This is a genomic window from Pseudomonas sp. SGAir0191 (assembly GCF_002812565.2).
GTDB lineage: Bacteria > Pseudomonadota > Gammaproteobacteria > Pseudomonadales > Pseudomonadaceae > Aquipseudomonas > Aquipseudomonas parafulva_B.
Genome location: NZ_CP025035.2, coordinates 1106313 through 1130873 on the forward strand (window position 1 = coordinate 1106313; position 24561 = coordinate 1130873).

21 protein-coding genes are annotated in these 24561 nt (G+C 62.6%); 8 read left to right on the top strand and 13 right to left on the bottom strand.

Features of this window, described 5'->3' with window-relative positions:
- Positions 1-172: 172 nt before the first annotated feature.
- Positions 173-373, bottom strand: coding sequence for a hypothetical protein (locus CWR53_RS05010; protein WP_058603245.1), 201 nt, complete (start codon positions 371-373; stop codon positions 173-175).
- Positions 374-801: 428 nt separating this feature from the next.
- Here CWR53_RS05010 and pcaR point away from each other — a divergent pair, with 428 nt between their 5' ends.
- The 3 genes from pcaR (at position 802) to CWR53_RS05030 (ending at position 4498) form a co-directional block, all read left to right on the top strand.
- Positions 802-1677 (top strand): pca regulon transcriptional regulator PcaR, encoded by an 876-nt coding sequence (gene pcaR / locus CWR53_RS05020; protein ID WP_375335474.1) that lies wholly within the window; start codon positions 802-804, stop codon positions 1675-1677.
- A gap of 192 nt (positions 1678-1869) precedes the next feature.
- Positions 1870-3072 (top strand): 3-oxoadipyl-CoA thiolase, encoded by a 1203-nt coding sequence (pcaF, locus tag CWR53_RS05025; RefSeq protein WP_058603244.1) that lies wholly within the window; start codon positions 1870-1872, stop codon positions 3070-3072.
- A 136-nt stretch (positions 3073-3208) separates the two neighbouring features.
- Positions 3209-4498: an MFS family transporter gene (locus CWR53_RS05030; protein WP_058603243.1), complete on the top strand. Its 1290-nt coding sequence runs from the start codon at positions 3209-3211 to the stop codon at positions 4496-4498.
- 64 nt (positions 4499-4562) lie between these two features.
- On the opposite strand, the gene CWR53_RS05035 is transcribed toward CWR53_RS05030, so the two are convergent.
- The 4 genes from CWR53_RS05035 to CWR53_RS05050 form a co-directional block, all read right to left on the bottom strand.
- Entirely contained in the window at positions 4563-5084 is a 522-nt protein-coding gene (locus CWR53_RS05035; RefSeq protein WP_058603298.1) for a DUF962 domain-containing protein, read from the bottom strand.
- A 158-nt stretch (positions 5085-5242) separates the two neighbouring features.
- The gene (locus CWR53_RS05040) at positions 5243-6697 is read right to left on the bottom strand and encodes an AdeC/AdeK/OprM family multidrug efflux complex outer membrane factor (protein ID WP_058603242.1); all 1455 of its coding nucleotides are present in this window, start codon (positions 6695-6697) and stop codon (positions 5243-5245) included.
- Positions 6694-9846, bottom strand: coding sequence for a multidrug efflux RND transporter permease subunit TtgB (ttgB, locus tag CWR53_RS05045; RefSeq protein ID WP_100850951.1), 3153 nt, complete (start codon positions 9844-9846; stop codon positions 6694-6696). Before ttgB ends, CWR53_RS05040 begins: the two co-directional genes overlap by 4 nt.
- Positions 9847-9849: 3 nt before the next feature.
- On the bottom strand, positions 9850-11016 hold the full coding sequence (locus CWR53_RS05050) for an efflux RND transporter periplasmic adaptor subunit (RefSeq protein WP_027914542.1): 1167 nt from the start codon (positions 11014-11016) through the stop codon (positions 9850-9852).
- 256 nt (positions 11017-11272) lie between these two features.
- On the opposite strand from CWR53_RS05050, the gene ttgR reads away from it, so the two are divergent.
- Positions 11273-11905 carry an efflux transport transcriptional regulator TtgR gene (gene ttgR / locus CWR53_RS05055; protein WP_058603239.1) on the top strand — a complete coding sequence of 211 codons (633 nt, stop codon included), beginning with the start codon at positions 11273-11275 and terminating at the stop codon, positions 11903-11905.
- 79 nt (positions 11906-11984) lie between these two features.
- On the opposite strand, the gene CWR53_RS05060 is transcribed toward ttgR, so the two are convergent.
- A complete protein-coding gene (locus tag CWR53_RS05060; protein WP_100850952.1) occupies positions 11985-13436 on the bottom strand; it encodes an MDR family MFS transporter in 1452 nt (483 codons plus the stop codon).
- 347 nt (positions 13437-13783) lie between these two features.
- On the opposite strand from CWR53_RS05060, the gene CWR53_RS05065 reads away from it, so the two are divergent.
- Positions 13784-14653, top strand: a complete 870-nt coding sequence (locus CWR53_RS05065; protein ID WP_058603237.1) for an oxaloacetate decarboxylase — start codon at positions 13784-13786, stop codon at positions 14651-14653.
- Between the two features lie 8 nt (positions 14654-14661).
- On the opposite strand, the gene CWR53_RS05070 is transcribed toward CWR53_RS05065, so the two are convergent.
- Positions 14662-15567, bottom strand: a complete 906-nt coding sequence (locus CWR53_RS05070; protein WP_100852588.1) for a LysR family transcriptional regulator — start codon at positions 15565-15567, stop codon at positions 14662-14664.
- A gap of 103 nt (positions 15568-15670) precedes the next feature.
- Between CWR53_RS05070 and CWR53_RS05075 the strand changes: the two genes are divergently transcribed.
- Positions 15671-16555: an MBL fold metallo-hydrolase gene (locus CWR53_RS05075; RefSeq protein ID WP_058603236.1), complete on the top strand. Its 885-nt coding sequence runs from the start codon at positions 15671-15673 to the stop codon at positions 16553-16555.
- A gap of 44 nt (positions 16556-16599) precedes the next feature.
- On the opposite strand, the gene CWR53_RS05080 is transcribed toward CWR53_RS05075, so the two are convergent.
- The gene (locus tag CWR53_RS05080; protein WP_058603235.1) at positions 16600-17520 is read right to left on the bottom strand and encodes an AraC family transcriptional regulator; all 921 of its coding nucleotides are present in this window, start codon (positions 17518-17520) and stop codon (positions 16600-16602) included.
- 195 nt (positions 17521-17715) lie between these two features.
- Between CWR53_RS05080 and CWR53_RS05085 the strand changes: the two genes are divergently transcribed.
- The gene (locus CWR53_RS05085) at positions 17716-18009 is read left to right on the top strand and encodes a putative quinol monooxygenase (protein WP_100850953.1); all 294 of its coding nucleotides are present in this window, start codon (positions 17716-17718) and stop codon (positions 18007-18009) included.
- 81 nt (positions 18010-18090) lie between these two features.
- On the top strand, positions 18091-18333 hold the full coding sequence (locus CWR53_RS05090; RefSeq protein ID WP_058637111.1) for a hypothetical protein: 243 nt from the start codon (positions 18091-18093) through the stop codon (positions 18331-18333).
- Here CWR53_RS05090 and CWR53_RS05095 read toward each other — a convergent pair whose 3' ends face one another.
- The 5 genes from CWR53_RS05095 to CWR53_RS05115 all read right to left on the bottom strand — a co-directional run bounded on the left by CWR53_RS05095 (position 18334) and on the right by CWR53_RS05115 (position 24454).
- Positions 18334-18939 carry a flavin reductase family protein gene (locus CWR53_RS05095; protein WP_078478067.1) on the bottom strand — a complete coding sequence of 202 codons (606 nt, stop codon included), beginning with the start codon at positions 18937-18939 and terminating at the stop codon, positions 18334-18336.
- Positions 18940-19056: 117 nt separating this feature from the next.
- Positions 19057-19422 (bottom strand): hypothetical protein, encoded by a 366-nt coding sequence (locus CWR53_RS05100; protein WP_058603231.1) that lies wholly within the window; start codon positions 19420-19422, stop codon positions 19057-19059.
- Between the two features lie 384 nt (positions 19423-19806).
- Complete coding sequence (locus tag CWR53_RS05105; RefSeq protein WP_100850955.1) at positions 19807-21126, bottom strand: MFS transporter; 1320 nt, start codon at positions 21124-21126, stop codon at positions 19807-19809.
- A 242-nt stretch (positions 21127-21368) separates the two neighbouring features.
- Positions 21369-22703, bottom strand: coding sequence for a sigma-54 dependent transcriptional regulator (locus CWR53_RS05110; protein WP_100850956.1), 1335 nt, complete (start codon positions 22701-22703; stop codon positions 21369-21371).
- Complete coding sequence (locus CWR53_RS05115) at positions 22697-24454, bottom strand: ATP-binding protein (RefSeq protein ID WP_100850957.1); 1758 nt, start codon at positions 24452-24454, stop codon at positions 22697-22699. The genes CWR53_RS05110 and CWR53_RS05115 overlap by 7 nt, the downstream gene beginning before the upstream one ends.
- Positions 24455-24561 lie beyond the last annotated feature (107 nt).

Below are 24561 nucleotides of genomic sequence, written 5' to 3' on the forward strand. Positions count from 1 at the left end.
TAAGGCAAATGCATTCAACGTCAGCGAAAAATCAACAAAATACGCGAAAAGGTAATGCCTTTATCGTTTTAAACGGTTGTATGAAATTTGTGAAATTCCGTTACAACCATTGCGCCAGAGCAGTCAGGCGCTCTGGGCACCCCTTGTGCGACTTGACGACTGGGCAAAGGACTCAGGGCGTGGCGCTGCGCAACTCCTTCTCCATGCGTTCCAGCTCCTGACTGAATGCCTGGTCGCGCATGTTGGCGCGTTTACGCCATGGTTTGCGTTCCGGCTCCGGCTGCGCCGCATAGGTGGTCACTTCGCCGCCATACACATCCTTGAAACGCTCGGCCTGGCGCTCGAGTTCTGCGCGCAGTTCTTCTTTTGTCACATGCAGTACCTGAATTGAATTGAAAAGAGGACCGCCCTGTCGGCGTAACCGTTATGCGGTATCGACACGTTAACTTGCCAGCGGGATCTACATCGGCGAGTCGTCCAACAAGACGATCGGAGTATATCAACACGCGAACAAGGCTAGCGTGATGGGATTGGCGCGATGGGCAATCGAACACATGTCGAAATTAAGAAAACCTCAACGTATGAAAGTTCGATACCAACGATGCGAGTCGCATAAACAAAACGGCCCCACCAATTGGCAGGGCCGTTGCCTGGGACTTCTACGGTGGGTACCTGACCAGTCTCTCCAAAGAAGCCACAAGTGGCACTGGAAAGGTATAAGCAAACGTGTCGCCGGTCAATTGCGATTATCGGTCGGTTGTTCGATAATCGCACAAGTCGGCGATTTTGTTGAGGTGTGTGATGAAGGACGTTAAAACAGCCCGTGACGGTGGCCTGCCCGAAACAGTGCGCAGCCCGGCGCCAGCCCTGGCCCCGCCGATCGTGGCATCACCGGCCAAGCGCATTCAGGCGTTCACCGGCGATCCTGACTTCATGACCTCCTTGGCGCGCGGGCTTGCCGTCATCCAGGCATTTCAGGAACGCAAGCGGCACCTGACCATCGCGCAAATCAGTCACCGCACTGAAATCCCCCGGGCAGCCGTACGCCGGTGCCTGCATACCCTGATGAAGCTGGGGTACGCGACCACTGACGGGCGTACCTACTCCTTACTGCCCAAAGTGCTGACGCTGGGCCATGCGTACCTGTCATCGACACCCCTGGCCATTTCCGCGCAGCCTTACCTGGACCGAATCAGCGACCAGTTGCACGAAGCGGCCAACATGGCGACCCTCGAAGGGGACGATATTCTGTACATCGCCCGCTCGGCGACAGTAGAGCGCCTGATCTCGGTGGACTTGTCGGTCGGTGGGCGCCTCCCGGCGTATTGCACGTCCATGGGCCGCATCCTCCTGGCGGCCATGGACGATACCAGCCTGCGCGAATACTTCGACCGCGCCGACCTCAAGGCGCGCACCAGCCGTACCCTGCACGACGCCCCGTCGCTGTTCGCCTGCATCGAGCAAGTGCGTAGCCAGGGATGGTGCGTGGTCGACCAGGAACTCGAACAGGGGCTGCGCTCGGTTGCCGTGCCCGTCTACGACGCCTCAGGCCAGGTGCTGGCGGCGTTGAACGTCAGTACTCACGTCGGGCGTGTACCGCGCAGTGAACTGGAACAACGGTTTCTTCCTGTTCTGCTGGAGGCTAGCCAGGAGTTGAGCCATCAGCTGTTTGGTTGAGAACGCATGCTTGCCTGCGGATCATCAGCCCAGCCTGCCTGACAAAAGCGTTCGATAATCGCCCATTTCAGCCTTGAGCCAATTGTGGTGGATCCGCCTTTGTCCCTAACCTGATGCCCATCCGGCGGACAGGTTGCAGTGACCGATTGTGCCTCTATCCCCGGCGCCCATGGCCATTGCAGGAGAGGCAAGATGCGCGAGGTGTATATCTGTGATGCCGTTCGTACGCCCATTGGCCGATTCGGCGGTGCCTTGGCCGGCATACGGGCTGACGATCTGGCGGCGGTACCACTCAAGGCGCTGATCGCGCGCAACCCCGGTGTGCACTGGACGCAACTGGACGAGGTGTTTTTCGGCTGTGCCAACCAGGCCGGCGAAGACAACCGAAACGTGGCGCGCATGGCGCTGCTACTGGCCGGGCTGCCGGAATGCGTGCCAGGCGTCACCCTCAACCGCTTGTGCGCTTCAGGCATGGAGGCCGTTGGCGCGGCGTTCCGCGCCATCGCCTGCGGCGAGATGGAGCTGGCCATCGCGGGCGGCGTGGAGTCGATGTCGCGTGCGCCATTTGTCATGGGCAAGGCACAAAGCGCTTATTCACGCAGCATGCAACTTGAAGACACCACCATTGGCTGGCGTTTCGTCAACCCGCTCATGAAAGCGCAATACGGTGTGGATGCCATGCCGCAAACGGCCGACAACGTGGCTGACGACCACGGTATCTCCCGCGCCGACCAGGATGCGTTTGCCTTGCGCAGTCAGCACAAGGCCGCAGCGGCGCAAGCTGCCGGGTTCTTCGCCGAGGAAATCGTGCCGGTGTGCATCGCGTATAAAAAGGGTGAGACCTGGGTAGAGCACGATGAGCACTTGCGGCCCAATACCACCCTTGAGGCCTTGGCCAAGCTCAACCCCGTCAATGGCGTGGGCAAAACGGTCACGGCAGGCAATGCATCGGGGGTCAACGATGGCGCGGCAGCGATGATCCTGGCGTCTGCCGAGGCCGTGCACACCCATGGCCTGACCGCTCGCGCCAAGGTGCTGGGCATGGCCAGTGCGGGGGTAGCCCCGCGGGTCATGGGTATCGGGCCGGTGCCTGCGGTGGGCAAGCTGATCGAGCGACTGGGCATTTCCATCAGCGCCTTCGATGTCATCGAACTCAACGAAGCCTTCGCCAGCCAAGGGCTGGCCGTTCTTCGCGGGCTGGGGGTGGCGGACGATGCGCCCCAGGTCAACCCCAACGGCGGGGCCATCGCCCTGGGCCACCCATTGGGCATGAGCGGTGCGCGCCTGGTGCTGACGGCGCTGCACCACCTTGAGCGCACAGGCGGGCGCAAAGGCTTGGCCACGATGTGCGTAGGTGTCGGCCAAGGGCTGGCGCTGGCAATTGAACGTCTTTGACGAAACCAGCGCGCAGGTGCCTCAGGGATCAGGGCAGCCGCCAGCGCCTCGCTGCGCCGGGTTGCACACCACGCGGAACGACTGTGTAACCAGGTATGTCTAGACTTACCTTGTATCCTCCAGGAGCACGACTGACATGACCACCCCTCACTACACCGGCGAGGAGCGTAGCAAACGCATCTTCGCCATCGTCGGCGCCTCTTCAGGCAACCTGGTGGAATGGTTCGACTTCTATGTCTACGCCTTCTGCGCCATTTATTTTGCCCCGGCGTTCTTCCCCTCCGATGACCCGACCGTGCAGCTGCTCAACACCGCCGGCGTGTTTGCCGCAGGCTTTCTGATGCGGCCTATCGGCGGCTGGATCTTTGGACGCCTGGCCGACCGCCACGGTCGCAAGAACTCACTGATGATCTCGGTACTGATGATGTGCTTCGGGTCCTTGGCCATCGCGTGCCTGCCCACCTACGCCAGCATCGGTACCTGGGCCCCGGCATTGCTGCTGCTGGCGCGCTTGATTCAAGGCCTGTCGGTGGGTGGCGAATACGGCACCACGGCGACCTACATGAGCGAAGTGGCTCTGCGTGGCCAGCGGGGCTTCTTTGCATCGTTCCAGTACGTGACCTTGATTGGCGGCCAGTTGCTGGCGGTATTGGTGGTGGTGATCCTGCAGCAGTTACTGACCGAAGACGAGCTGCGCGCCTGGGGCTGGAGAATTCCTTTCGTGGTCGGTGCGGTCGCTGCCGTCATCTCCTTGATGCTGCGCCGCTCGCTGCACGAAACCAGCAGCGCAGAGACGCGCCAGGACAAGGACGCCGGGAGTATTCGCGGTCTGTTCGGCAATCACCTGGCGGCCTTCATCACGGTGCTGGGCTATACCGCCGGCGGCTCGCTGATCTTCTACACCTTTACCACCTACATGCAGAAGTACCTGGTCAACACGGCCGGTATGACCGCCAAGCACGCCAGCTACGCGATGACTGGGGCGCTGTTCCTGTTCATGGTGATGCAGCCGTTCTTCGGCATGTTGTCCGACCGCATTGGCCGGCGTAACTCCATGCTGCTGTTCGGCGCGCTGGGCACGGTGTTCACGGTGCCATTGCTCATGGCGCTCAAGACGGTAAGCAGCCCATTCATGGCGTTCGTGCTGGTGAGCCTGGCGCTGTGCATCGTCAGCTTCTACACCTCCATCAGCGGCCTGGTGAAGGCCGAGATGTTCCCACCCCAGGTACGGGCATTGGGCGTGGGGCTTGCGTATGCGGTGGCCAACGCCGTGTTTGGCGGGTCAGCGGAGTACGTGGCTTTAGGCCTCAAAACCCTGGGCATGGAGAACACGTTCTACTGGTACGTGACGGCAATGATGGCCGTTGCCTTCCTGTTCAGCCTGCGCTTGCCAAAACAAGCCAAGTACCTGCACCACGATCATTGAGGGCCGACACAGGACGTGAGGCGCGGTGGGCCGTCTGCTGTAACGGGACGGCCTGCCGGCAATGTCAGTGTCGCATGGCCTTACGCACCGCCACGGGGCCGGCGGCGCTCTCGACCTGACGCTTGAGCGAAGGGCACAGGCCCATCAGGAACGCCGCCTCGGCCACCACGAACAGCGGCCCGATGATCAAGCCGCTGATGTCATCGACGAACGCTGGCTTGCGCCCCTCGTAGTGGTGACCGACGAACTGAATGATCCAGCCCACCACGAACGCCCCCACGCCTACCGACAGCCACAGCGCCGTGGTCTGCACCGCCAGCAGGTGACCCAGCCACAGGCACAGGCCCAGCAGGGCGCCCATCACCAGGCCGAAGCGAAGCTCAAGACGCAGGTAGAACCAGGTAGCCGCCGCCGAGACAAGCAGGGCAGGGGATAACCAGATGCCGCCCAGGGACACGCCTGGCCGCGACAACAGAATGGCCACGGACAGGACGATCAAGGGTATGCCGACGAAATGGGTGACGATGTTGCGTGGGTCGCGGTGATAGCCCGCGTAACGGATCAGGTGCTCGGCGAGGGTGTTCATGGTGCTGCCTCCTGGTGGGCTTGCCGGGGTGTGCCCGATATAGCTCAGGATAGCTGTGGTCACCATCATCATCAGCCTGGCGAATGCCAGGGCCGCGCCTTGCTCACCACCCACCGCGTCTGTCGAGGCCTGGCCGGTGGTGAGCAAGCGGGCGGGTATCAGCCGCGGGGCGTCTGTACCGAGGCCTGTTGGCTGGCCTGCCCGGTGCGCTCGTACCAGCCACCACCGAGTGCCTTGTACAGGTTGACCTCGCTGGTCAGCTGCGAAAGGCGGTCACCGATCAGCGCCTGCTGCGCGCTGAACAGGTTGCGCTGGGCGTCGAGGAAGGTCAGGTTGCTGTCGATGCCGATACGGTAACGACGCTCGGCCAGGCGGTAGTAGTCCTGGTTGGCTTGCACCAGGTCTTGCTGGGCCTGCAATTGCTCCTCGAAGGTCTTGCGCGCGGCCAGCCCGTCGGACACTTCCTGGAACGCAGTCTGGATGGACTTCTCGTAGCGGGCGACGTTGATGTCCTTCTGGATCTTGGCGTAGTCCAGGCTCGCTTTCAGACTGCCGGCGGTGAAGATCGGCAGGTTGATCTGCGGCTGGAACAGCCAGGTGCCCGACCCTCCCTTGAACAGCCCGCCCATGTCGGTGCTCAAGGTGCCTGCATTGGCCGTGAGGCTGATGCTGGGGAAGAAGGCCGCGCGGGCAGCGCCGATGTTGGCGTTGGCCGCCTTAAGCAGGTGCTCGGCCTCCTGGATGTCAGGGCGGCGCTGCAACAGGTCCGACGGCAGGCCCGCCGGTACCTCGGCCAGCTGATCGGCATCCAGGCGCAGCGGCTCAGGCAGGTTGGTGGGGATGCCGGTACCCAGCAGGACGGTCAGGCTGTTCACGTCCTGGGCGACCAGGCGCTGGTACTGCGAGTACTTGACCCGGGCACCTTCGACAGCCGTGCGGGCCTGGCTCAGGTCCAGCGCCGACGCCACGCCCACCTCGTTGCTGCGGCGGGTGAGGTTGTAACTTTCCTGATAGTTCTTCAGGGTTTCCTCGGTCAGCTTGAACAGCGCCTGGTCGGCCTGCCAGGTGTAGTAGGCGTTTGCCACGCTCGCTACCAGGCTGATCTGGGTGGAGCGACGCGCCTGCTCGCTGGACAGGTAGGTCTCCAGCGCCTGCTCCGACAGGCTGCGCACGCGGCCGAACAGGTCGAGTTCATACGCACTGACGCCCAGCGTCGCCGAATACTGGCTGGTGATGCCCGACTGGCCCGTCTGCGACATGTTCGCCGGGATGCGCTGGCGGCTGCCGCTGCCATTGGCAGACACCGCCGGGAACAGGTCCGCACGCTGGATGCGGTACTGGGCGCGGTAGGCGTCGATGTTCAGCGCCGCGACGCGCAGGTCCCGGTTGTTGACCAGCGCGGTCTGGATCAATTGCTGCAGCGCCGGGTCGTTGAAGAACTGCCGCCAGCCCTGTTCGGCGGCAGCGACGTCCGCCGATTGGGTAGGCGAGTAGGCCGGGCCTTGCGGCCACTGGGCAGCCACCGGTGCTTCCGGGGTCTGGTAGTCGGGGATCAGCGAGCAGCCGCCGAGAATGAAAGCGGTGACTGCCAGGGACAACAAAGACTTGGTCATTGCCCAGCCTCATAACGTGGAGTTTCAGGGGTGTCATCTTTTTTCGGCTCTTTGCTGCCGAACAGCGACGACACTGCGACGAAGAACAACGGTACCCAGAAGATGGCCAGTACAGTCGCACTGATCATGCCGCCGATCACGCCGGTACCAATGGCGTGCTGGCTGCCGGCGCCGGCGCCGCTGGCGATGGTCAACGGTACCACGCCGAGGATGAAGGCCAGCGAGGTCATGATGATCGGGCGCAAACGCATGCGGCACGCCTCGATCGCCGCGTCGTACAGGCTTCGGCCCTGCTCGTGCAATTCCTTGGCGAACTCGACGATCAGAATGGCGTTCTTGGCCGCCAGGCCGATGGTGGTCAAGAGGCCGACCAGGAAGTACACGTCATTGGACAGCCCGCGCAGGCTGGTAGCGATCAACGCACCAATGATGCCCAGTGGCACCACCAGCACCACGGCGATCGGGATCGACCAGCTTTCGTACAGCGCTGCCAGGCACAGGAACACGAACAGCAGCGACAGGGCGAACAGGGCCGGCATTTGCGAACCGGAGAGCTTCTCCTCGTAGGACATGCCCGTCCAGGAGAACCCTACACCGCTTGGCAGTTCACCGGCGATGCGCTCGACCTCGGCCATGGCCTCACCGGTACTGTAGCCAGGTGCAGGGGCACCGAGGATTTCCATGGCTTCCACGCCGTTGTAGCGCGAAAGCTTGGGCGAGCCGTAGGTCCATTCACCTTTGGCGAAGGAAGAGAACGGCACCATTTCGCCATCGGCGTTGCGCACATACCACTTCTGCAGGTCTTCCGGGCTCATCCGGGCATTGGCTTCGCCCTGGATGTAGACCTTCTTGACCCGGCCGCGGTCGATGAAGTCGTTGACGTAGCTGGCACCGAAGGCAATCGACAGGGTGTTGTTGATGTCCGAGATGGTCACGCCCAGGGCGCTGGCACGCTCGTCATCGATGGTCAGCTGGTACTGCGGCTCGTCGTTCAGGCCGTTGGGGCGTACACCGCTGAGCACCTTGCTCTGCGAAGCCTTGGCCAGGAACTGGTTGCGAGCCTCCATCAGCTTGGCATGGCCGACACCGCCGCGGTCTTGCAGGAATACGTCGAAGCCGGTGGCGTTACCCAGCTCGAGCACCGCTGGCGGGGCGAACGCGAAGACCATGGCGTCGCGGAAGCTGAAGAAGTGCTGCTGCGCCCGCTGAGCGAGGCCGAATACGCTGTTTTCCGCCGTACGCTCACCCCAGGGCTTGAGCATGATGAACGCCATGCCCGAGCTCTGGCCGCGGCCGGCGAAGTTGAAGCCGTTGACGGTGAACACCGAGGACACCGTGTCGGCTTCGTCCTTGAGCAGGTATTCGCGCATCTGGTCGACCACTGCCTGAGTACGTTCGGCACTGGAACCGGCCGGCGTCTGGACCTGGGCAAACAGTACACCCTGGTCTTCCTCAGGCAGGAACGCAGTCGGAATGCGGGTGAACAGGAAAATCATGCCAGCCACGATCAGGGCATAGGCCAAGAGGAACGGGATCTTGTTGCGCAGGATGGCCCCCACGCTGCGCTCGTAACCGTTGACGGTGCGATCGAAGTTGCGGTTGAACCAACCGAAGAACCCGCCTTTGGCCTCATGGTGCTGGCCCTTTTTCAAAGGCTTGAGCATGGTGGCGCACAGCGCCGGGGTGAAGACCAGCGCCACCAGCACCGACAGGCCCATGGCCGAGACGATGGTGATGGAGAACTGACGGTAGATCACACCGGTGGAGCCGCCGAAGAACGCCATGGGCAGCAATACGGCCGACAACACCAGGGCGATACCCACCAGCGCGCCCTGGATCTGCTCCATGGAGCGCTTGGTGGCTTCCTTGGGTGGCAGCCCTTCTTCGGACATCACCCGCTCGACGTTTTCCACCACCACGATGGCATCGTCCACCAGCAGGCCGATGGCCAGCACCATGGCGAACATGGTCAGGGTGTTGATGCTGAAACCAGCGGCGGCAAGGATGCCGAATGTGCCCAGCAATACCACCGGTACGGTCATGGTGGTAATGACGGTGGCGCGGAAGTTCTGCAGGAACAGGTACATCACCAGGAACACCAGCACCACGGCTTCGATCAGGGTATGGATAACCCCGCTGATCGATTCGGTGACCACCGGCGTGGTGTCATACGGGAATACCGCCTTGACCCCTGGCGGGAAGAACGGCTCCAGGTCGGCAATGGTCTGGCGCAAGGCCTTGGCCGTGTCCAGTGCGTTGGCGCCCGTGGCCAGCTTGACGGCCAAGCCCGAGGCGGGCTTACCGTTGAACTGGGCGCTGACGGCGTAGTTCTCGCCGCCCAGGCTGACCTGGGCGACATCACCCAGGCGGACCTGGGAGCCATCGTTGTTGACCTTGAGCAGGATCTTCTCGAACTGCTCGGCAGTCTGCAGGCGGGTCTTGCCGATGATGGTGGCGTTGAGCTGCGTCCCAGGCATGGCAGGCAGGCCGCCGAGCTGGCCGGAGGACACCTGTACGTTCTGGGCAGCCACGGCGGTCTTGACGTCCACCGGGGTGAGCTGGAACTTGTTCAACTTGGCCGGATCGAGCCAGATGCGCATGGCGTACTGGGCGCCGAACACCTGGAAGTCACCCACACCGGCCGTCCGCGAGATCGGGTCCTGCATGTTGGAGACGATGTAGTTGGCCAGGTCGTCCTTGGTCATGCTGCCGTCTTCGGACACCAGGCCGATCACCATCAGGAAGTTCTTCACGGCCTTGGTGACGCGGATACCCTGTTGCTGCACTTCCTGCGGCAGCAAGGGGGTGGCCAGGTTGAGCTTGTTCTGCACCTGAACCTGGGCGGTGTCGGGGTTGGTACCCTGCTCGAAGGTGGCGGTAATGGTCATGCTGCCATCGGAGTTACTTTCCGACGACACATAGCGCAGGTTGTCGATACCGTTGAGCTGCTGCTCGATCACCTGCACCACGGTGTCCTGCACGGTTTGCGCCGAAGCGCCCGGGTAGGTCACGGCAATGGCGATGGCCGGTGGGGCAATGCTGGGGTACTGGTTGATCGGCAACTTCAGGATCGACAAGGCGCCGACCAGCATGATCACCAAGGCGATCACCCAGGCGAAGATCGGGCGATCAATAAAGAACTTCGACATGGTTTACTCCGCTTTGGCGTCTGCTTTCGCTGCGTTGCCCTGGTTCGGGCTGTCCGGCTTCTTGACGTTGGTGGCTTCGCTGACCTTGACCTCGGCGCCTGGGCGCACGTACTGCAAGCCTTCGGTGATCAGGCGGTCGCCTGGGTTGAGGCCTTCCTCGATCAGCCAGTCGCTGCCCACGGTACGGCTGGCCTTGAGCTGGCGCAGTTCGACCTTGTTGTCCTTGTTCACCACCAGCGCGGTAGGGGCGCCCTTGAGGTCGCGCGTCACGCCCTGCTGCGGTGCCAGGATGGCGTTGGCGTTCACGCCAGCCTTGAGCCGTGCATGCACGAACATGCCAGGCAGCAACGTGTGGTCAGGGTTGGGGAAAATGGCACGCAGGGTGACCGAGCCGGTGGTTTCGTCCACGGCCACTTCGGAGAACTCCAGGCGGCCTTCCTGCTTGTACAGGGTGCCGTCTTCGAGCACCAGTTGCACGGACGCTGCGTTGTCGCCGGCGCGCTGCAGTTGGCCGCTTTCCAGCTCGCGCCGCAGCTTGAGCAGCTCGGCGGTGGATTGCGTCACGTCCACGTAGATCGGGTCCAGTTGCTGGATGGTGGCCATGGCATTGGTCTGGCCGCTGTTGACCAGCGCACCTTCGGTTACCGCCGAACGACCGATGCGGCCACTGATGGGGGCCAGGACCTTGGTGTAGCGCAGATCGATCTGCGCACTCTTGAGCGAGGCCTCCGCTTGCAGGCGCTTGGCATTGGCGTCGTCGTATTCCTGCCGGGAAACCGCCTGCTCCTCGATCAGTTGCTTGTAGCGATCAGCCAGAGAGCGGGTAGCCTGCAGGTCCGCCTGGGCCTTGCTCAGGTTGGCTTCATACACGGCCGGGTCGATCTGATACAGCTGCTGGCCCTGCTTGACCTCGCTGCCTTCCTTGAACAGGCGCTTGAGGATGATCCCGTTGACCTGTGGACGAACCTCGGCGATCCGGTAGGCATTGGTGCGGCCCGGCAGCTCGGTGGTCAAGGTGAAGGCTTGCGGCTGTAGGGTTACTACACCGACTTGAGGCGCCTGCTGCTGTTGCTGCTGCTGCGCGGCTTGGTCTTCTTTATTGCAGCCACTGAGCAGGGTTGCGAGGGCTACGGCTGAAACCAGGGCGGTAACGGCTGGCTTGAATTGCATGAGAATCCTCGGATCGCAGGAGCAGGGAGACGCTCAAGAGTAATGGAATGTCTTGATCTGGATAAATGGCTATCCGGTGGATAAATAGCTTGCTAAGGAATATACTTACATTCATGGTTGTTTGTAAATACCGCCGGGTTGTCCATGGCTACCGCCACAGCCCTTGATTAGCTTGATCCGCCAGGTGCCCCCAAGAGGCGCCCCGGAGCCTTCCCGCACGCGTCACCGCGTTCGGGCCAGATGAGGTTGTACTGCCATGGTCCGTCGAACCAAAGAGGAAGCCCAGGAAACCCGCGCCCAGATCATCCAGGCGGCGGAAAGGGCTTTCTACAAGCGCGGGGTTGCGCGAACCACCCTCGCGGACATCGCCGAACAGGCGGGCGTCACGCGAGGTGCAATCTACTGGCACTTCAATAACAAGGCCGAACTGGTGCAGGCACTGCTCGACAGCCTGCATGAAACCCATGACCATCTTGCACGCGCCAGCGAAAGCGAAGACGAACTCGACCCGCTCGACTGCATGCGCAAATTGCTGCTGCAAGTGTTCAACGACCTGGTGCTCGACGCCAGGACACGCCGTATCAATGAGATTCTGCATCACAAGTGCGAGTTCACCGATGACATGTGCGAAATCCGCCAGCAGCGCCAGGTGGCGGTAGTGGACTGCCATACAGGCATTACCCTGGCCTTGGCCAATGCCGTGCGCCGCGGCCAACTGCCGGTGGAGCTGGATGTGGAGCGGGCCGCGGTGGCCATGTTTTCCTACGTCGACGGGTTGATCAGGCGTTGGCTGTTGCTGCCCGACAGCGTGGACCTGCTGGGCAACGCCGAGAAATGGGTCGACGCCGGGCTGGATATGCTGCGCTTGAGCCCGGCGATGCGCAAATGAGACTTTGTGAAGGTTTGTGAGGGCTTGATTCCCAGGGTACGGGCCAGTGAGTCGCACCTGAGCCTACCTGTGTGCCACCTCAGTGCCCGCGCAGTGGCCGATCAGGCAGCAACACCGCCACCACCAGTGCAATGACGCCAACCCCTGCGCTGGCCATCAACAGATGCCGGAACGTGACCGCCAGGTGTGCCTGCAGTTCGGGACTCACCGGGTTGGCCTTGAAAGTCCCTAGCAGCGGATTGTCCAGCAACGCCAGCCCGCCTTGGTGCAGCAAGGCCAGCAGCAGGCTCGACATGCACGCCACGCCCATGGCGCCACCGAGGGACCGAAACAGGTTGGTGGTGCTGGTGGCGACCCCCATGTCCTGGATCTGCACGGCATTCTGCGTGCCTACCAGTGACGTCGGGAACTGCATCCCGCACGCTACCCCTGTCAGCAGCATGAACAGTGCACTGGCCAGCCCGGCCTGCGGCGGGGTGATTGCCAAGGCGAAGATAGACACGGGCATCAGCAGGGCGCCCACCAGGATCTGCGGCTTGTAGCGGCCAAGCTGCGTTGTCAGGCGTCCTGCGGTAAAAGCACCGATGGGTAATCCCATTGCCAAGGGCAGCAGATGCAAGGCGGCGCTGTCGGCACCGGCACCGGTGAGGCCTTGGTAGCGCAAGGGCATCAGCATGGTCAGGGAAATGGCCTGGAAACTGGCGAAGAAAATCACCCCCCAGCACAGCACCGCGGCGCGATTATTGAATAGCTTCAACGGCAGCAGTGGCTCGACGCAGCGACGCTCCTGGAGGATGAACATGGCCATGGCGACCACGGTGCAGGTGAACAGGCCCAGCACGCTGGGGGCCGTCCAGGCCTGCCCCTGGCCGACCAGGGTGATGCCGAGCAGCAGGCTGCCCAGCCCCACGATCAGCAGCAGCGCGCCCGGGTAATCCACTTGTGCGGGCCGATGCTGCACGGGCAGACCGGCCAGAGCGCGCTGGATAGCCCACAGCGCGGCGATGCCCAGCGGCAGGTTGATCCAGAACACCCAGCGCCAGGACAGGTACTCGGTCAGCCAGCCGCCCAGTACCGGCCCCGCCACGCTGGCCAGGGCATACATGCTGCTGAAATAGCCCTGATAACGCCCACGTTCGCGCGGGGGCACGAAGTCGCCGATGATCGCCTGGCTCACCGATACCATGCCGCCGGCGCCGATGCCTTGCAGCACTCTGGCCAGGACCAGTTGCGGCATGTCCTGAGCCAGCGCACAGCCGATCGAGGCGACGGTGAACACGCCAATCCCGGTCAGGATCATGCGACGCCTTCCATAGAGGTCGCCCAGCTTGCCGTAGATCGGCACGGCCACGGTCATGGCCACCATATAGCCGGAAATGACCCAGGCCAACAGACCGACATCGTTGAACTGCGCGGAAATCGCAGGCAATGACACTGCCACGATGGTTTGATCCAGCGCGCCGAGAAAGATGGCCAGCATCAAGGCGGTCAGGATCTGGCGCAGGGCAATCGCGGGCAGGGCAGGGGGCACGGCAATTCCTTGTTTTTGAGCAGTTAAAGCATGGCAGTGTAACCTGAGTTACGTAGCTTCCTATGTACTCTGGGCATCGCCTATGCACGATCGGCATCAGAGCATTCATCCAGCAAAGGCTGGCCCCGTGATATCTTTGGTATGCCAATCCCGCTCTAAGCCCCTGTTTGCACCAGCTTGGTGCGACCTCTCGGGGGTTAATCGGATTCCCCTGGCTCCTACACCTTTATTCCTCTGCCTGCATGTGGAGCATGACCCCGAATTGAGTGGTCCATGAATTGTGCAGGTACGCCTGATACAGAGGCCGGTAGTTACCGTTCAGAAATTTCTACAATTGCGGAGTGATCATGCCCAAGGCTTCCCACCAAGATCTGCGTATTGCCTTCCGCGAGCTGCTCGCTTCAGGTTCTTGCTACCACACCGCCTCGGTGTTCGACCCCATGTCTGCGCGTATTGCCGCAGACCTGGGTTTTGAGGTCGGCATCCTTGGAGGGTCGGTGGCATCGTTGCAGGTACTGGCTGCGCCGGATTTTGCCCTGATCACACTCAGCGAATTCGTCGAGCAGGCCACGCGAATTGGTCGCGTAGCCCAATTGCCGGTACTGGCAGACGCTGACCACGGATACGGCAATGCGCTTAACGTGATGCGCACGGTCACGGAGCTGGAGCGCGCCGGTGTGGCGGCGTTGACGATCGAAGATACGCTGTTGCCGGCCCAGTTCGGCCGCAAGTCCACCGACCTGATATCGGTAGAAGAAGGCGTGGGCAAAATTCGCGCGGGGCTCGAGGCGCGCGTCGATTCGTCCCTGTCGATCATCGCCCGGACCAACGCCGGCGTGCTGAGCACCGAGGAAGTGATCGTGCGGACCCAGAGCTACCAGAAAGCGGGTGCTGACGGCATCTGCATGGTAGGGGTGAAGGACTTCGACCAGCTCGAACAGATCGCCAGCCACCTGACCGTACCCTTGATGCTGGTGACCTACGGTAACCCCAACCTGCACGACGACGAGCGCCTGGCAAGCCTTGGCGTGCGCATCGCCGTCGACGGTCACGCGGCTTACTTCGCCGCCATCAAGGCGACGTACGACTGCCTGCGCCAGCAGCGTGGCCAGCAGCACAAGTCCGATAACTTGAGCGCCACCGAGCTTTCGCATACCTACACCCAGCCCGAGGACTACATCCGCTGGGCCAAGGAATACATGAGCGTCGAAGAGTAAGCGGGCGCTTACAGGTCCCGGTCCCAGGCCGGTTCCTCCTCAAAGCGCTGGACGAGAAAGTCCAGCAGGGTGCGCAAGGTCGCCGGCATGTGCTTGCGCGAGGTATAGACCGCCGTCAGGTTCAGGGCCTGCGGCCTGGCCTCGGGAAGCAGGCGCACCAGTTCTGCGCTGCGCAGGGCGGCGGCCGCCTGGTAGGACGGGAGCAAGGCGATGCCGGCCCCTGCTGCTACGGCCCTTTGCAAAGTCAGGGATTCGTTGGCACTGATGTTGCCCTTGACCGGCACTGCAACCGGTTGGCCGTCGACCTCGAATTGCCACACGCCATTGCCGTAATAGCTGTGTGTCAGGCAATTGTGGTGCGCCAGGTCCTCGACCCGCTCGGGCGTGCCGTGTTCGGCCAGGTAGGCGGGCGCGGCGCAGATCACCGAGCGGCATACGCTCAGGCGGCGGGCAACCAGGCTGGGGTCCAGGTCGTTGCTGTTGCGGATGGCCAGGTCGATGCGTTCGTCCACCAGGTTCACGGTGCGATCGAGCATCTGCAGATCGACTTTTACCAAGGGGTACTGGCGCACGTAGGCGGCCACGGCATCGGCCAGCTGCGCCTGTCCAAATGACGTACTGACGCTGATACGCAATGTCCCTCGCGGTGTCTGGTCTTGCTGTTGTACGGCCCCCTGCAGTTCGCTGGCCAGCTCCAGCAATTGCCTGCAGCGCGGCAGGATGTCCTGGCCCGCGGCAGTGAGGCTGAGCCGGCGCGTGGTGCGCTGCATCAACCGCGCCCCCACCCACGCTTCGAGCTGTGCCAGGTACCGAGAGACCACGGGCCGCGAGAGCAGCAGGTGCTCGGCCGCCGCCGACTGACTGCCAAGGTCCACGACCGTGACGAAAACGCGCATAGCGGTTAGACGATCCATCATTTGCCCGATTTTAGAAACAAACCATGTGCAAGCATGGCATTTTTCTGCAGGGTGTCGCCCCTTAAGCTGCCAGGTATTCCCATTCTGACGGATGCCTGCGATGACACTGCTTTCTCCCTTGCGTGGCCTGGTGCTCGGATGCCTGGCCTGTGCCGCCCCACTGCTGGCAGCCGCCCCCCTGCAACTTGACGTTTACAACCCTGGCGCCGATGCGCCGTTCGCGGTCAGCTCCGTGATCGTAAGCGGTCAACGTGACGCCGTGTTGATCGATGCACAATTTGGCAATGACCACGCCCGGCAACTGGTGCAGCGACTGCGCGCCAGTGGCAAGCGCCTGACGACGATCTACATCAGCCAGGGCGACCCCGATTACTACTTCGGCCTGGCAACCCTGACCCAGGCGTTCCCGGACGCCGAGGTAGTGGCCTCGGCCGCCACTGTCGAACACATCCGCAACACCATGGAGGCCAAACTGGCGTACTGGGGGCCTGAAATGGGGGCGGACAAACCTGAACGGCTGGTGCTGCCCAAGGCGCTGGCAGGCAACCGTCTGCTGCTCGAGGACCAAGTGCTGGAGGTGCGCGGCCTCGAAGGACCGCAGCCAGACCGTAGCTTTGTCTGGATACCTTCGATCAAGGCAGTGGTTGGCGGCGTCGTGGTTTCGCAGAACATTCATGTGTGGATGGCCGACACACAATCGGCAGCCTCGCGTGCCCATTGGCTGCAAACCCTGGCGGACATCCAGGCACTTGCGCCGCAAACCGTGGTGCCCGGCCACTTCGTCGGTGCCAGTGATTACTCACCGCAGTCCGTTGGCTTTACCGCCGATTACATCCGCACCTTCGAGGCGCAGGCGCGAGTGGCAAGGGATGCGGCGGCGCTGGTCGAGGCCATGAAACGACACTATCCGGGGCTGGGCGATCAGAGTGCGCTTGAGCTCAGCGCCAAGGTGGCCAAGGGCGAGATGCAATGGCCGCTTCAGTGACTGTGCGCGTTACGCTATGCAGCGCTGCGGTGCCCTTGTTGTCGCTACACCGCGCTTGACCGTAGCCGGGCCATGTCACGGATAGGCGGTGCGCCGTAAAGGCGGCTGTACTCACGGCTGAATTGCGACGGGCTTTCGTAACCTACCCGATAGGCCGCCACGGCGGCCTCCAGGCCCTCGTTGAGCATCAGGCGCCGGGCTTCCTGCAAGCGCAGTTGCTTCTGATACTGCAGCGGGCTCATCGAAGTTACCGCCTTGAAACGATGGTGCAGGGTAGAAACGCTGAGGTTGACCTCGCGGGCCAGGTCCTCGATGCGCAGTGGCCGCTGATAGTTGTCGTTGAGCCAGCTGATGGCCTGGCACACGCGGTGGGTCTGGCTATTGGCCAAGGCAATTTCGTACAGCCGGTAGCCCTGCGGGCCGCGCAGCAGGCGGTAGAGAATCTCTCTGCGCACCAGCGGGGCCAGCATGGCGATGTCGCGTGGCGTGTCGAGCAGGCGCAGCAGACGCAGCAAGGCATCGAGCAGCGCGCCGTCGGTTTTTTCCACATACAGGCCGCGCCCATAGGGGCGATTGGGTACCAGCATCGGACCGCTGTCGGCGATCAGCTGGCTGATCTCGGCAGGGTCCAGGTCCATGCGCAAACCCAGGCTCGGACTCTGCGGGCTGGCGTCGAGCTTGACCGCGCTCAGGGGCAAGGTGACCGACACCACCATGTAGTGCAGCGGGTCGTAGGCGTACTGTTCGTCCCCGAGAAACAAGCTCTTGCTGCCTTGGGCCAGAATGCACAGCGCAGGTTGCGCCAGGGTGGGTACGGAGCGAATGTTCTCGGTGTAGCGCACCAGGAACAGGTTGTCGATGGCTGAGGCCGGCCCATAGGGGTCGCCTGCATGGCGAGCGATCAAGTCGGCCAGCTCCTGGCGCTGAACCTCCAGGTGCGGATCTAGGGACGGGGCGATGGGCATGGGGCTTTCCTCTGCTGACCGACGCAGCATAGGTTTGGGCAATCGTCGAAGCTAGTCGAATACTGCAGATCGATTGCCTGATCCTGCCGCGTTGCAGAATCAGGCAATCGGTGTGCAGTAATGGCCTAACGCGCAGACGCGCCCAGGCCCTAGCCTTGCAAGCCAGGTATTGGACTGCTTGAGGGAGATTGTGCAATGAGGCTACAACAACCGGTCACCCACCTTGCCTTGATTCGGGCCAGCAGCGGGCGCTCGGCCGAACTCGGCGCACGCTTGCGCGACCTGTTGGCGCCGTCGCTGCATACCCCGGGTTGCCTGAGCTTTTCGGTGCAGCGCTCGCAGGCCGATGACGACTTGTGGTTATTGAGCGGTAGCTGGCAGGATCAGCAGGCGATGAATGGTTACTTCGCTTCGCCAACGCTCAATGTGTTCGGCGAGTTGGTGCAAGCCCAGGTGGTGAGTAGCCTGGATCTGCACACGTTCGGCTGAGCCGGTGCTGCGGGCGCCCAGGCCAGTGATTGGCGCGTCAACGAGCCAGTGGGTACCATCTCGGTTTCACTCACAAGGCGTATGGCAAAGATGGCACGTAGAGAGTTTCCCCAGTACGAAGCCGTGTCGGCAATGGTGCCGGCCGAAGGCGGTGGCTACCACGCAGCCATTGCCGTGAAGGCCATTGGCATGGGCGGCGCACCGCGCTTTCACAAGGTGCTCGATGGGCAAGTGTTCAAGGGCGCCGTGGCTGCCGACGAGGCGGCCACGGGCCAGTTGCAACGCCTGCAAGGGGTCAGCGAGGCGGGTGAGCTGATCTGGTGATCAGGCTTTGGGCCTGGGCATCTTGAACAGGTTGCCCAGCTCGAAGTAGTCCGCCGGGCCACCGCCACGCAGGATGGGCTCGGCTGCCGCGGTGTCGTAGATGCCGTCCTTGAGCAGGCGCTCGGCGATGTGCACCGCCACCACCTCGCCCAGGATCAACCAACTGGGTACCAGTGCCTGGTCGGCGCGCTGCAGTTGCACGATCTGCGTCACCTTGCATTCGAACGCCACGGGGGTTTCCCCTACCCGTGGCACCTTCACCACGCTTGAGGGTGTGGCCGTCAGACCGCTGAGGTCGAACTCGTTCACTTCCGGCGCTACAGCAGAGCAGCTCAGGTTCATCTGCTCGGCCAGAGGGCGGGTGGCCAGGTTCCAGACGAACTCACCGGTTTGCTCGATATTGTTCAGGCTGTCTTTGCGCCCGACGCTGCAGAAACCGATGATCGGTGGAATGTAGTTGAAGGCGTTGAAGAAGCTATAAGGCGCGAGATTCAGACGGCCTTGCTGGTCCTGCGAGGATATCCAGCCGATCGGGCGAGGGCCGACGATGGCGTTGAACGGATCATGGGGCAGGCCATGGCCTTTGGCGGGTTCGTAGTAATACATCTGCGCTGGGCTTGCCGGCCCACCTCCTGGTTTGAGAGGCGACCAGTGTGCCAAGGCTGAGGCCAACTGGGAATGCTGGAGCCCGGCGAAAGCCGGGCTGGATACGCATGGTTGCTATCAGCTGATGCGATGAGCGTTGGTGCGGTCGAAGCCGTCTTCGGCGAAGCGCTGGCCGCCGGTGCGGTCAAAGCCGTCTTCGGCGAAGCGCTGGCCGCCGGTGCGGTCGAAGCCGTCTTCGGCGAAGCGCTGGCCGCCGGTGCGGTCGAAGCCGTCTTCGGCGAAGCGCTGGCCGCCGGTGCGGTCAAAGCCGTCTTCGGCGAAGCGTTGGCCACCGGTGCGGTCAAAGCCATCCTCGGCATAGCCGGTGGCTTGAGCGGGCGCTGCCGCGAAGGTATGCGCATGGGTGCGATCGAATCCATCTTCGGCGGATGCGCCTGCAGCAAATGCGCAAAGGGCGAGGGTCAGGATGAGTTTGCTTTTCATGGGGATGCTCCAGAGTTAGTGGGTTATTTCGATAAATTCAATGTTACGCTGATTAATACGATTAAAAAGCGCTAAAAATCGTGCTTAATGATCTAATTATTCGATTATTGTGGGTGCGCAGCTGGATCGGTATGTAGCCAATCGGCGGGTTTCGCGGAGCAGGTGCTGGCGCTGTTGCTAAGGGATGCAATATGCCGGAGTGTGATTAATAGGCCATTAAGCCAAGCGCGTCAGATGAACGTCGTGCCAGTGCGGGCGGTGCGAAGGTGCAAGCTGGGCTTGCAGGGGGAGGGCTGGCACCTGGGTAATCCCGTCAGGCTCGGGGTGTCCAAACGAAATCGGGCGCCCTCTAGGCGCCCGAAGCAGTGATAAGCGTGGGATGGCTTAGTCAGTGGTGATCCGCGAATGCTGCTTGGTGTCCTTCATGGTGGCATACACCAGCAGCGAGCAGGCGATGCAGCCTGTGACGTACCAGTAGAAGCCGCTTTCCATGCCGGCGCTTTTGAACCACAGGGCCACGTATTCGGCCGTACCGCCGAAGATGGACACGGTCAGGGCGTAGGGCAAGCCAACGCCCAGGGCACGGATTTCGGTCGGGAACAGTTCAGCCTTCACCACTGCGTTGATCGAGGTGTAGCCGCTGACGATGATCAACGCCGCCATGATCAGGAAGAACGCGCCCCACCAGGTCTGGATGGTATGCAAGGTGCTGAGGATCGGCACCGTGAACAGCGTACCGAGCACCCCGAAGGCAATCAGGATAGGGCGCCGGCCGATCTTGTCCGATAGCCCACCCACCAAAGGTTGCAGGCACATGAACAGGAACAGCGTCGCGGCAGAGATGGTGGTCGAATCGCTGATGCTCATCCCGACTGTATTGACCAGGTATTTCTGCATGTAGGTGGTGTAGGTGTAGAAGGCCAGGGTACCGCCCATGGTCAGGCCGACCACGGTCAGCAGTTCCTTGGGATGGCGCATCAAGGTGCGCATCAGGCTTTCCTTGGCTTTCTCCTTCTTGGTGAACGACGCGGTTTCTTCCATGCCCCGTCGCAGGTAGAGGGCAACCACCGCACACAGGGCACCGATCACGAACGGCACACGCCAGCCCCAGGCGTACAGTTGCTCGGTGGTCAGCGTCTGTTGCAGAACGATCAGGACCGCCAGGGCGATGAGCTGGCCCGAGATCAGCGTCACGTACTGGAAGCTGGAGAAGAAGCCCCGACGCTCCTTGCTCGCCATTTCACTCAGGTAGGTGGCCGAGGTGCCGTATTCACCCCCCACCGACAACCCTTGCATCAAGCGAGCGACCACCAGCAGGACCGGCGCTGCCACACCGATGGTTTCATAGCCGGGGGTGAGGGCAATCACCAGCGAGCCTGCGCACATCAGCAGCACCGAGGCCATCAGCGCAGCCTTGCGCCCCTTGCGGTCGGCATACATGCCCATCAGCCAGCCACCAATCGGGCGCATCAAAAAGCCCACGGCAAAGATGGCAGCGGTATTGAGCAGTTGAGCCGTGGAATCGCCGGCCGGGAAGAAAACCTTGGCGAAATACAGCGAGAACGCTGCATAGACGTACCAGTCGTACCATTCGACCATGTTGCCGATCGAACCGCTGAAGATCGATTTGAGGCGACTGGCGGTGGTTCTTGGCGCGGCAGGCGTTGCGGCCGCCCCGTTAGGCAGGGAGGTAGCGTTATCCATCAGGGACACCTTCTCATTGTTGTTTTGAAAGCGCGCAGGGCGCAGCTTGCAGGGGCTTTTGCAGAAGATGTGCCAAAACGATGCACAGTTGCTTCGTCTGGGTGCACGCTGACCTGAAACCCGTATGGACTATGGCGTTGAGCGGAAGTTGAGATGCACCGGGTAGGGGACGCACGTACGTGCTGTTCCCACGCATAAGCAAGATTCCGCTCATCAGTGCGCAGATGTAGGCGAGTTTCCGCTTATGGCGCGTTGACGAATTCGTCCCGCACCAGCCCATGGCGTTGCATTTTCTCGTTCAAGGTACGGCGGGGCATTTGCAGGTCCTGCATTACTGCCTTGATCTCGCCGGCATGTTGGCGCAGGGAAGCACGTAGGCACTGCGCTTCGAATGCCTCCACGCGCTCAGCCAGCGACTGCCCGACAGGCGCCTGTTCTGGCATGGGCGAACCGAGCCCCAGCACGTGGCGCTCCGCCGCGTTGGCCAGTTCACGCACGTTGCCTGGCCAATCATGGGTCAGCAGTTGCGCCAACTGCTGACCCGACTGGGGCAGGGCTGTGCGGCCAATTCGGGACGCGGCTGCCTGCGCGAAGTGCTCGAATAACAGGACGATGTCTTCCCGTCGTTCGCGCAAAGGCGGCAGGCGCAACTCTGCAACGTTCAGGCGGTAGGCCAGGTCCTCGCGAAAGCGGCCGGCCCGGGCTTCATCGAACAGGTCGGGCTTGGTGGCAGCGATGATGCGCAGGTCCACGCCGATGCTCTGGTTCGCGCCCAGGCGCTCGATCTTCTGGTCCTGGATCACGCGCAGCAATTTGGCCTGTTGCGCCAGGGGCATGCTTTCGATTTCATCGAGAAAGACCGTGCCGCCATCGGCGTATTCCAGCCTGCCGATGCGTTTGCCCTGGGCGCCGGTGAAGGCGCCGCTTTCATGGCCGAACAGCTCGGCCTCGAACAAGGCTTCGGGAATGGCGGCGCAGTTGAGCGCGACGAAAGGTTTGCTGGCGCGTGGGCCAAAGTCGTGCAGGCAGCGGGCGACCTGCTCCTTGCCGCTGCCGGTTTCGCCTCGAATCAGCACGTTCACCGGCAAGGCGGCCAGGTCCAGCACTTGCCGGCGCAACTGCTGCATGCCCGGTGATACCCCGAGCAGCGTGGCTTCAAGCCGCGTCCTGAGGTCTGCCTGCTGATGCAGGCGTCGATTTTCCAGCACCAGCTGGCGCTTTTCCAGCGCGCGGCGAAGGCTGCCGAGCAGGTGCTGTGGGGTGAAGGGCTTTTCCAGGAAGTCGTAGGCGCCGCTGCGCATGGCCTCGACCGCCATGGGTACATCACCGTGACCGGTCAGCAGGATCACGGGCAGGTCCGGATCGTCGGCCTGCAGCCGTTCGAGCAGTTGCAGGCCGTCCATGCCAGGCATGCGCACGTCGCTGATGATCACGCCTGGATAGTCCTGGCCGATGTGCGCCAGGCCCTCATCGGCCCGGGCGAAGACCTGGACCTCGAAGCCCGACAGGCTCAGCCATTGCTCGACGGCCGTACGAATACTGGCTTCATCGTCTATGACCATCACTGAGTTCAACATGCAGGCTCCTGATCGCGAGGCAAGGTGATGCTCAGGCGCGCGCCGCCCGGTACGTTTTCAGCCAGCAGCTGCCCACCGGCGTCGTGCACGATGCCATAGGAGATCGCCAGGCCCAAGCCCAGGCCATCACCTACGGGCTTGGTGGTGAAGAAAGGGTCGAAGATCCTGGGCAGGTCCTCGGCCGCGATACCACCCCCCGAATCGAGCACGCTCAGGCGCCAATGCTGCGCATCGGGCTCGATGCGGATTTCCAGCCGCCGGTAGCGCTTGTCTGCCATCGCGTCCAACGCGTTGCTCAGAAGGTTTATCAGCACCTGTTCCAGGCGGATGGCGTCGCCGCGCACCCACGCCGGACGCGCCAGGTACAGGGCCAACTGCACGTCCAGGGCATGCAGGCGCGCCTGTAACAGGTCCAGCGCCTGGTCGACCACACCGGCCAAGTCCAGGCGCTCGCGTAAGCCGCCTGGGCTGTTACGGGCAAACGTCTTCAGGTGCCCGGTCAGCGATGCCATGCGCGTCAACATCTGCTCCAGTGGTTCCAGGGCCTGACGAGCCTCGTCGTAGCGCCCGTGGTCCAGCAGCAGCTTCAGGGTTTCCAGCTGCATGCGCTGGGTCGTGAGGGGCTGGTTGATTTCGTGCGCCATGGCGGCGGACATCTGCCCCAGGGCCGCCAGCTTGGCCGTTTGCACCAGCCCTTCCTGGGCCGTGCGCAGCTCGCGGGTGCGTTCCTCGACCTGGCGCTTGAGCTCCTCGCGGCTGCGTTGGCGCAGGCGTGACAGGCGCAGGCGCTGGCTGACCAGCAAGGCGGCAAATACCAGGCTCAGCCATACCGCTGCAGCACCCAGGCCGGCATTGCGCGCGTCGGTTGCCACCTGGGGCTTGCGCAGCAGGTGCAGGGTCCATTGCTCGCTTTCCAGCGGCAGGCTTTCCCACAAGAACTCGGTCTCGCCTTGTGGGGCCTGCACCCGGCTGAGGGTGCTGTTTTCAGCGAAACGCGTCAGCACCTGGTGCATCAGCGGTATCAACGGGTGCTTGTCGTACTGACGGGTCTGCGCCAGTTCGGCCCGGTCAGCGCCGTCCAATGGGCGCAGTTCCCGGTAACGCCAGCCGTCCTGGTTGGCGATGAAGGTAATGCCACGGGCATCGCTGACCAGCAATATGTCGCTGCCCTGGCGCCACTCGCGCTCAAGCTCGGGAAATTCCAGCTTGACCACCATGGCGCCGAGAAAGCGACCCTGTTCGTCGTTCACCGCGCTGGACAGAAAGTAGCCGGGTACCCCGCTGGTCACGCCAACGGCATAGAAGCGGCCATTACCCAGGCTGCGGGTTTGCTTGAAATAAGGGCGAAAGCCGTAGTTGGAACCCACATAGCTGGTTGGTAGCCGCCAGTTGCTGGCTGCCACCGCCAGCCCGTTGCGGTCGAGCAGTTCGAGGGTGGAAGAGTTGGCTGCACCGTTGATGCGCTCGAGCTTGCGGTTCAGGGCATCCTGGGTTCGCGCCTGGACTGGGCCGCGCAAGGCGTCGATCAGTTCCGGGTCCAGGGCCAGCACCGCTGGCAGGGCCCGATAGCGGTCGATGAGGGTGTGCAAGGCATTGGCATACAGCCCCAGTTGCTGGCTGGCCTGGCGGGCGTCCGCTTCCATGGCCTGGCGTTTGGCCTGGTGCATGGCCCAGCTGGCACAGAGGACGGTACCCAGCACGATCACCAGGGTGATCAGCCCCAGACGCAGGGCGCGAAAGGAAAAAGGCATTGGGAGCAGATCCGCGTGGGTGGGGAAGGAGCCTGCTTTGGCGAAACCGGAGCGCTGCACCGCCGCCCCGGTCTGTCCGCGAAAAGGCCGTCAAGGGTCCTGATGCT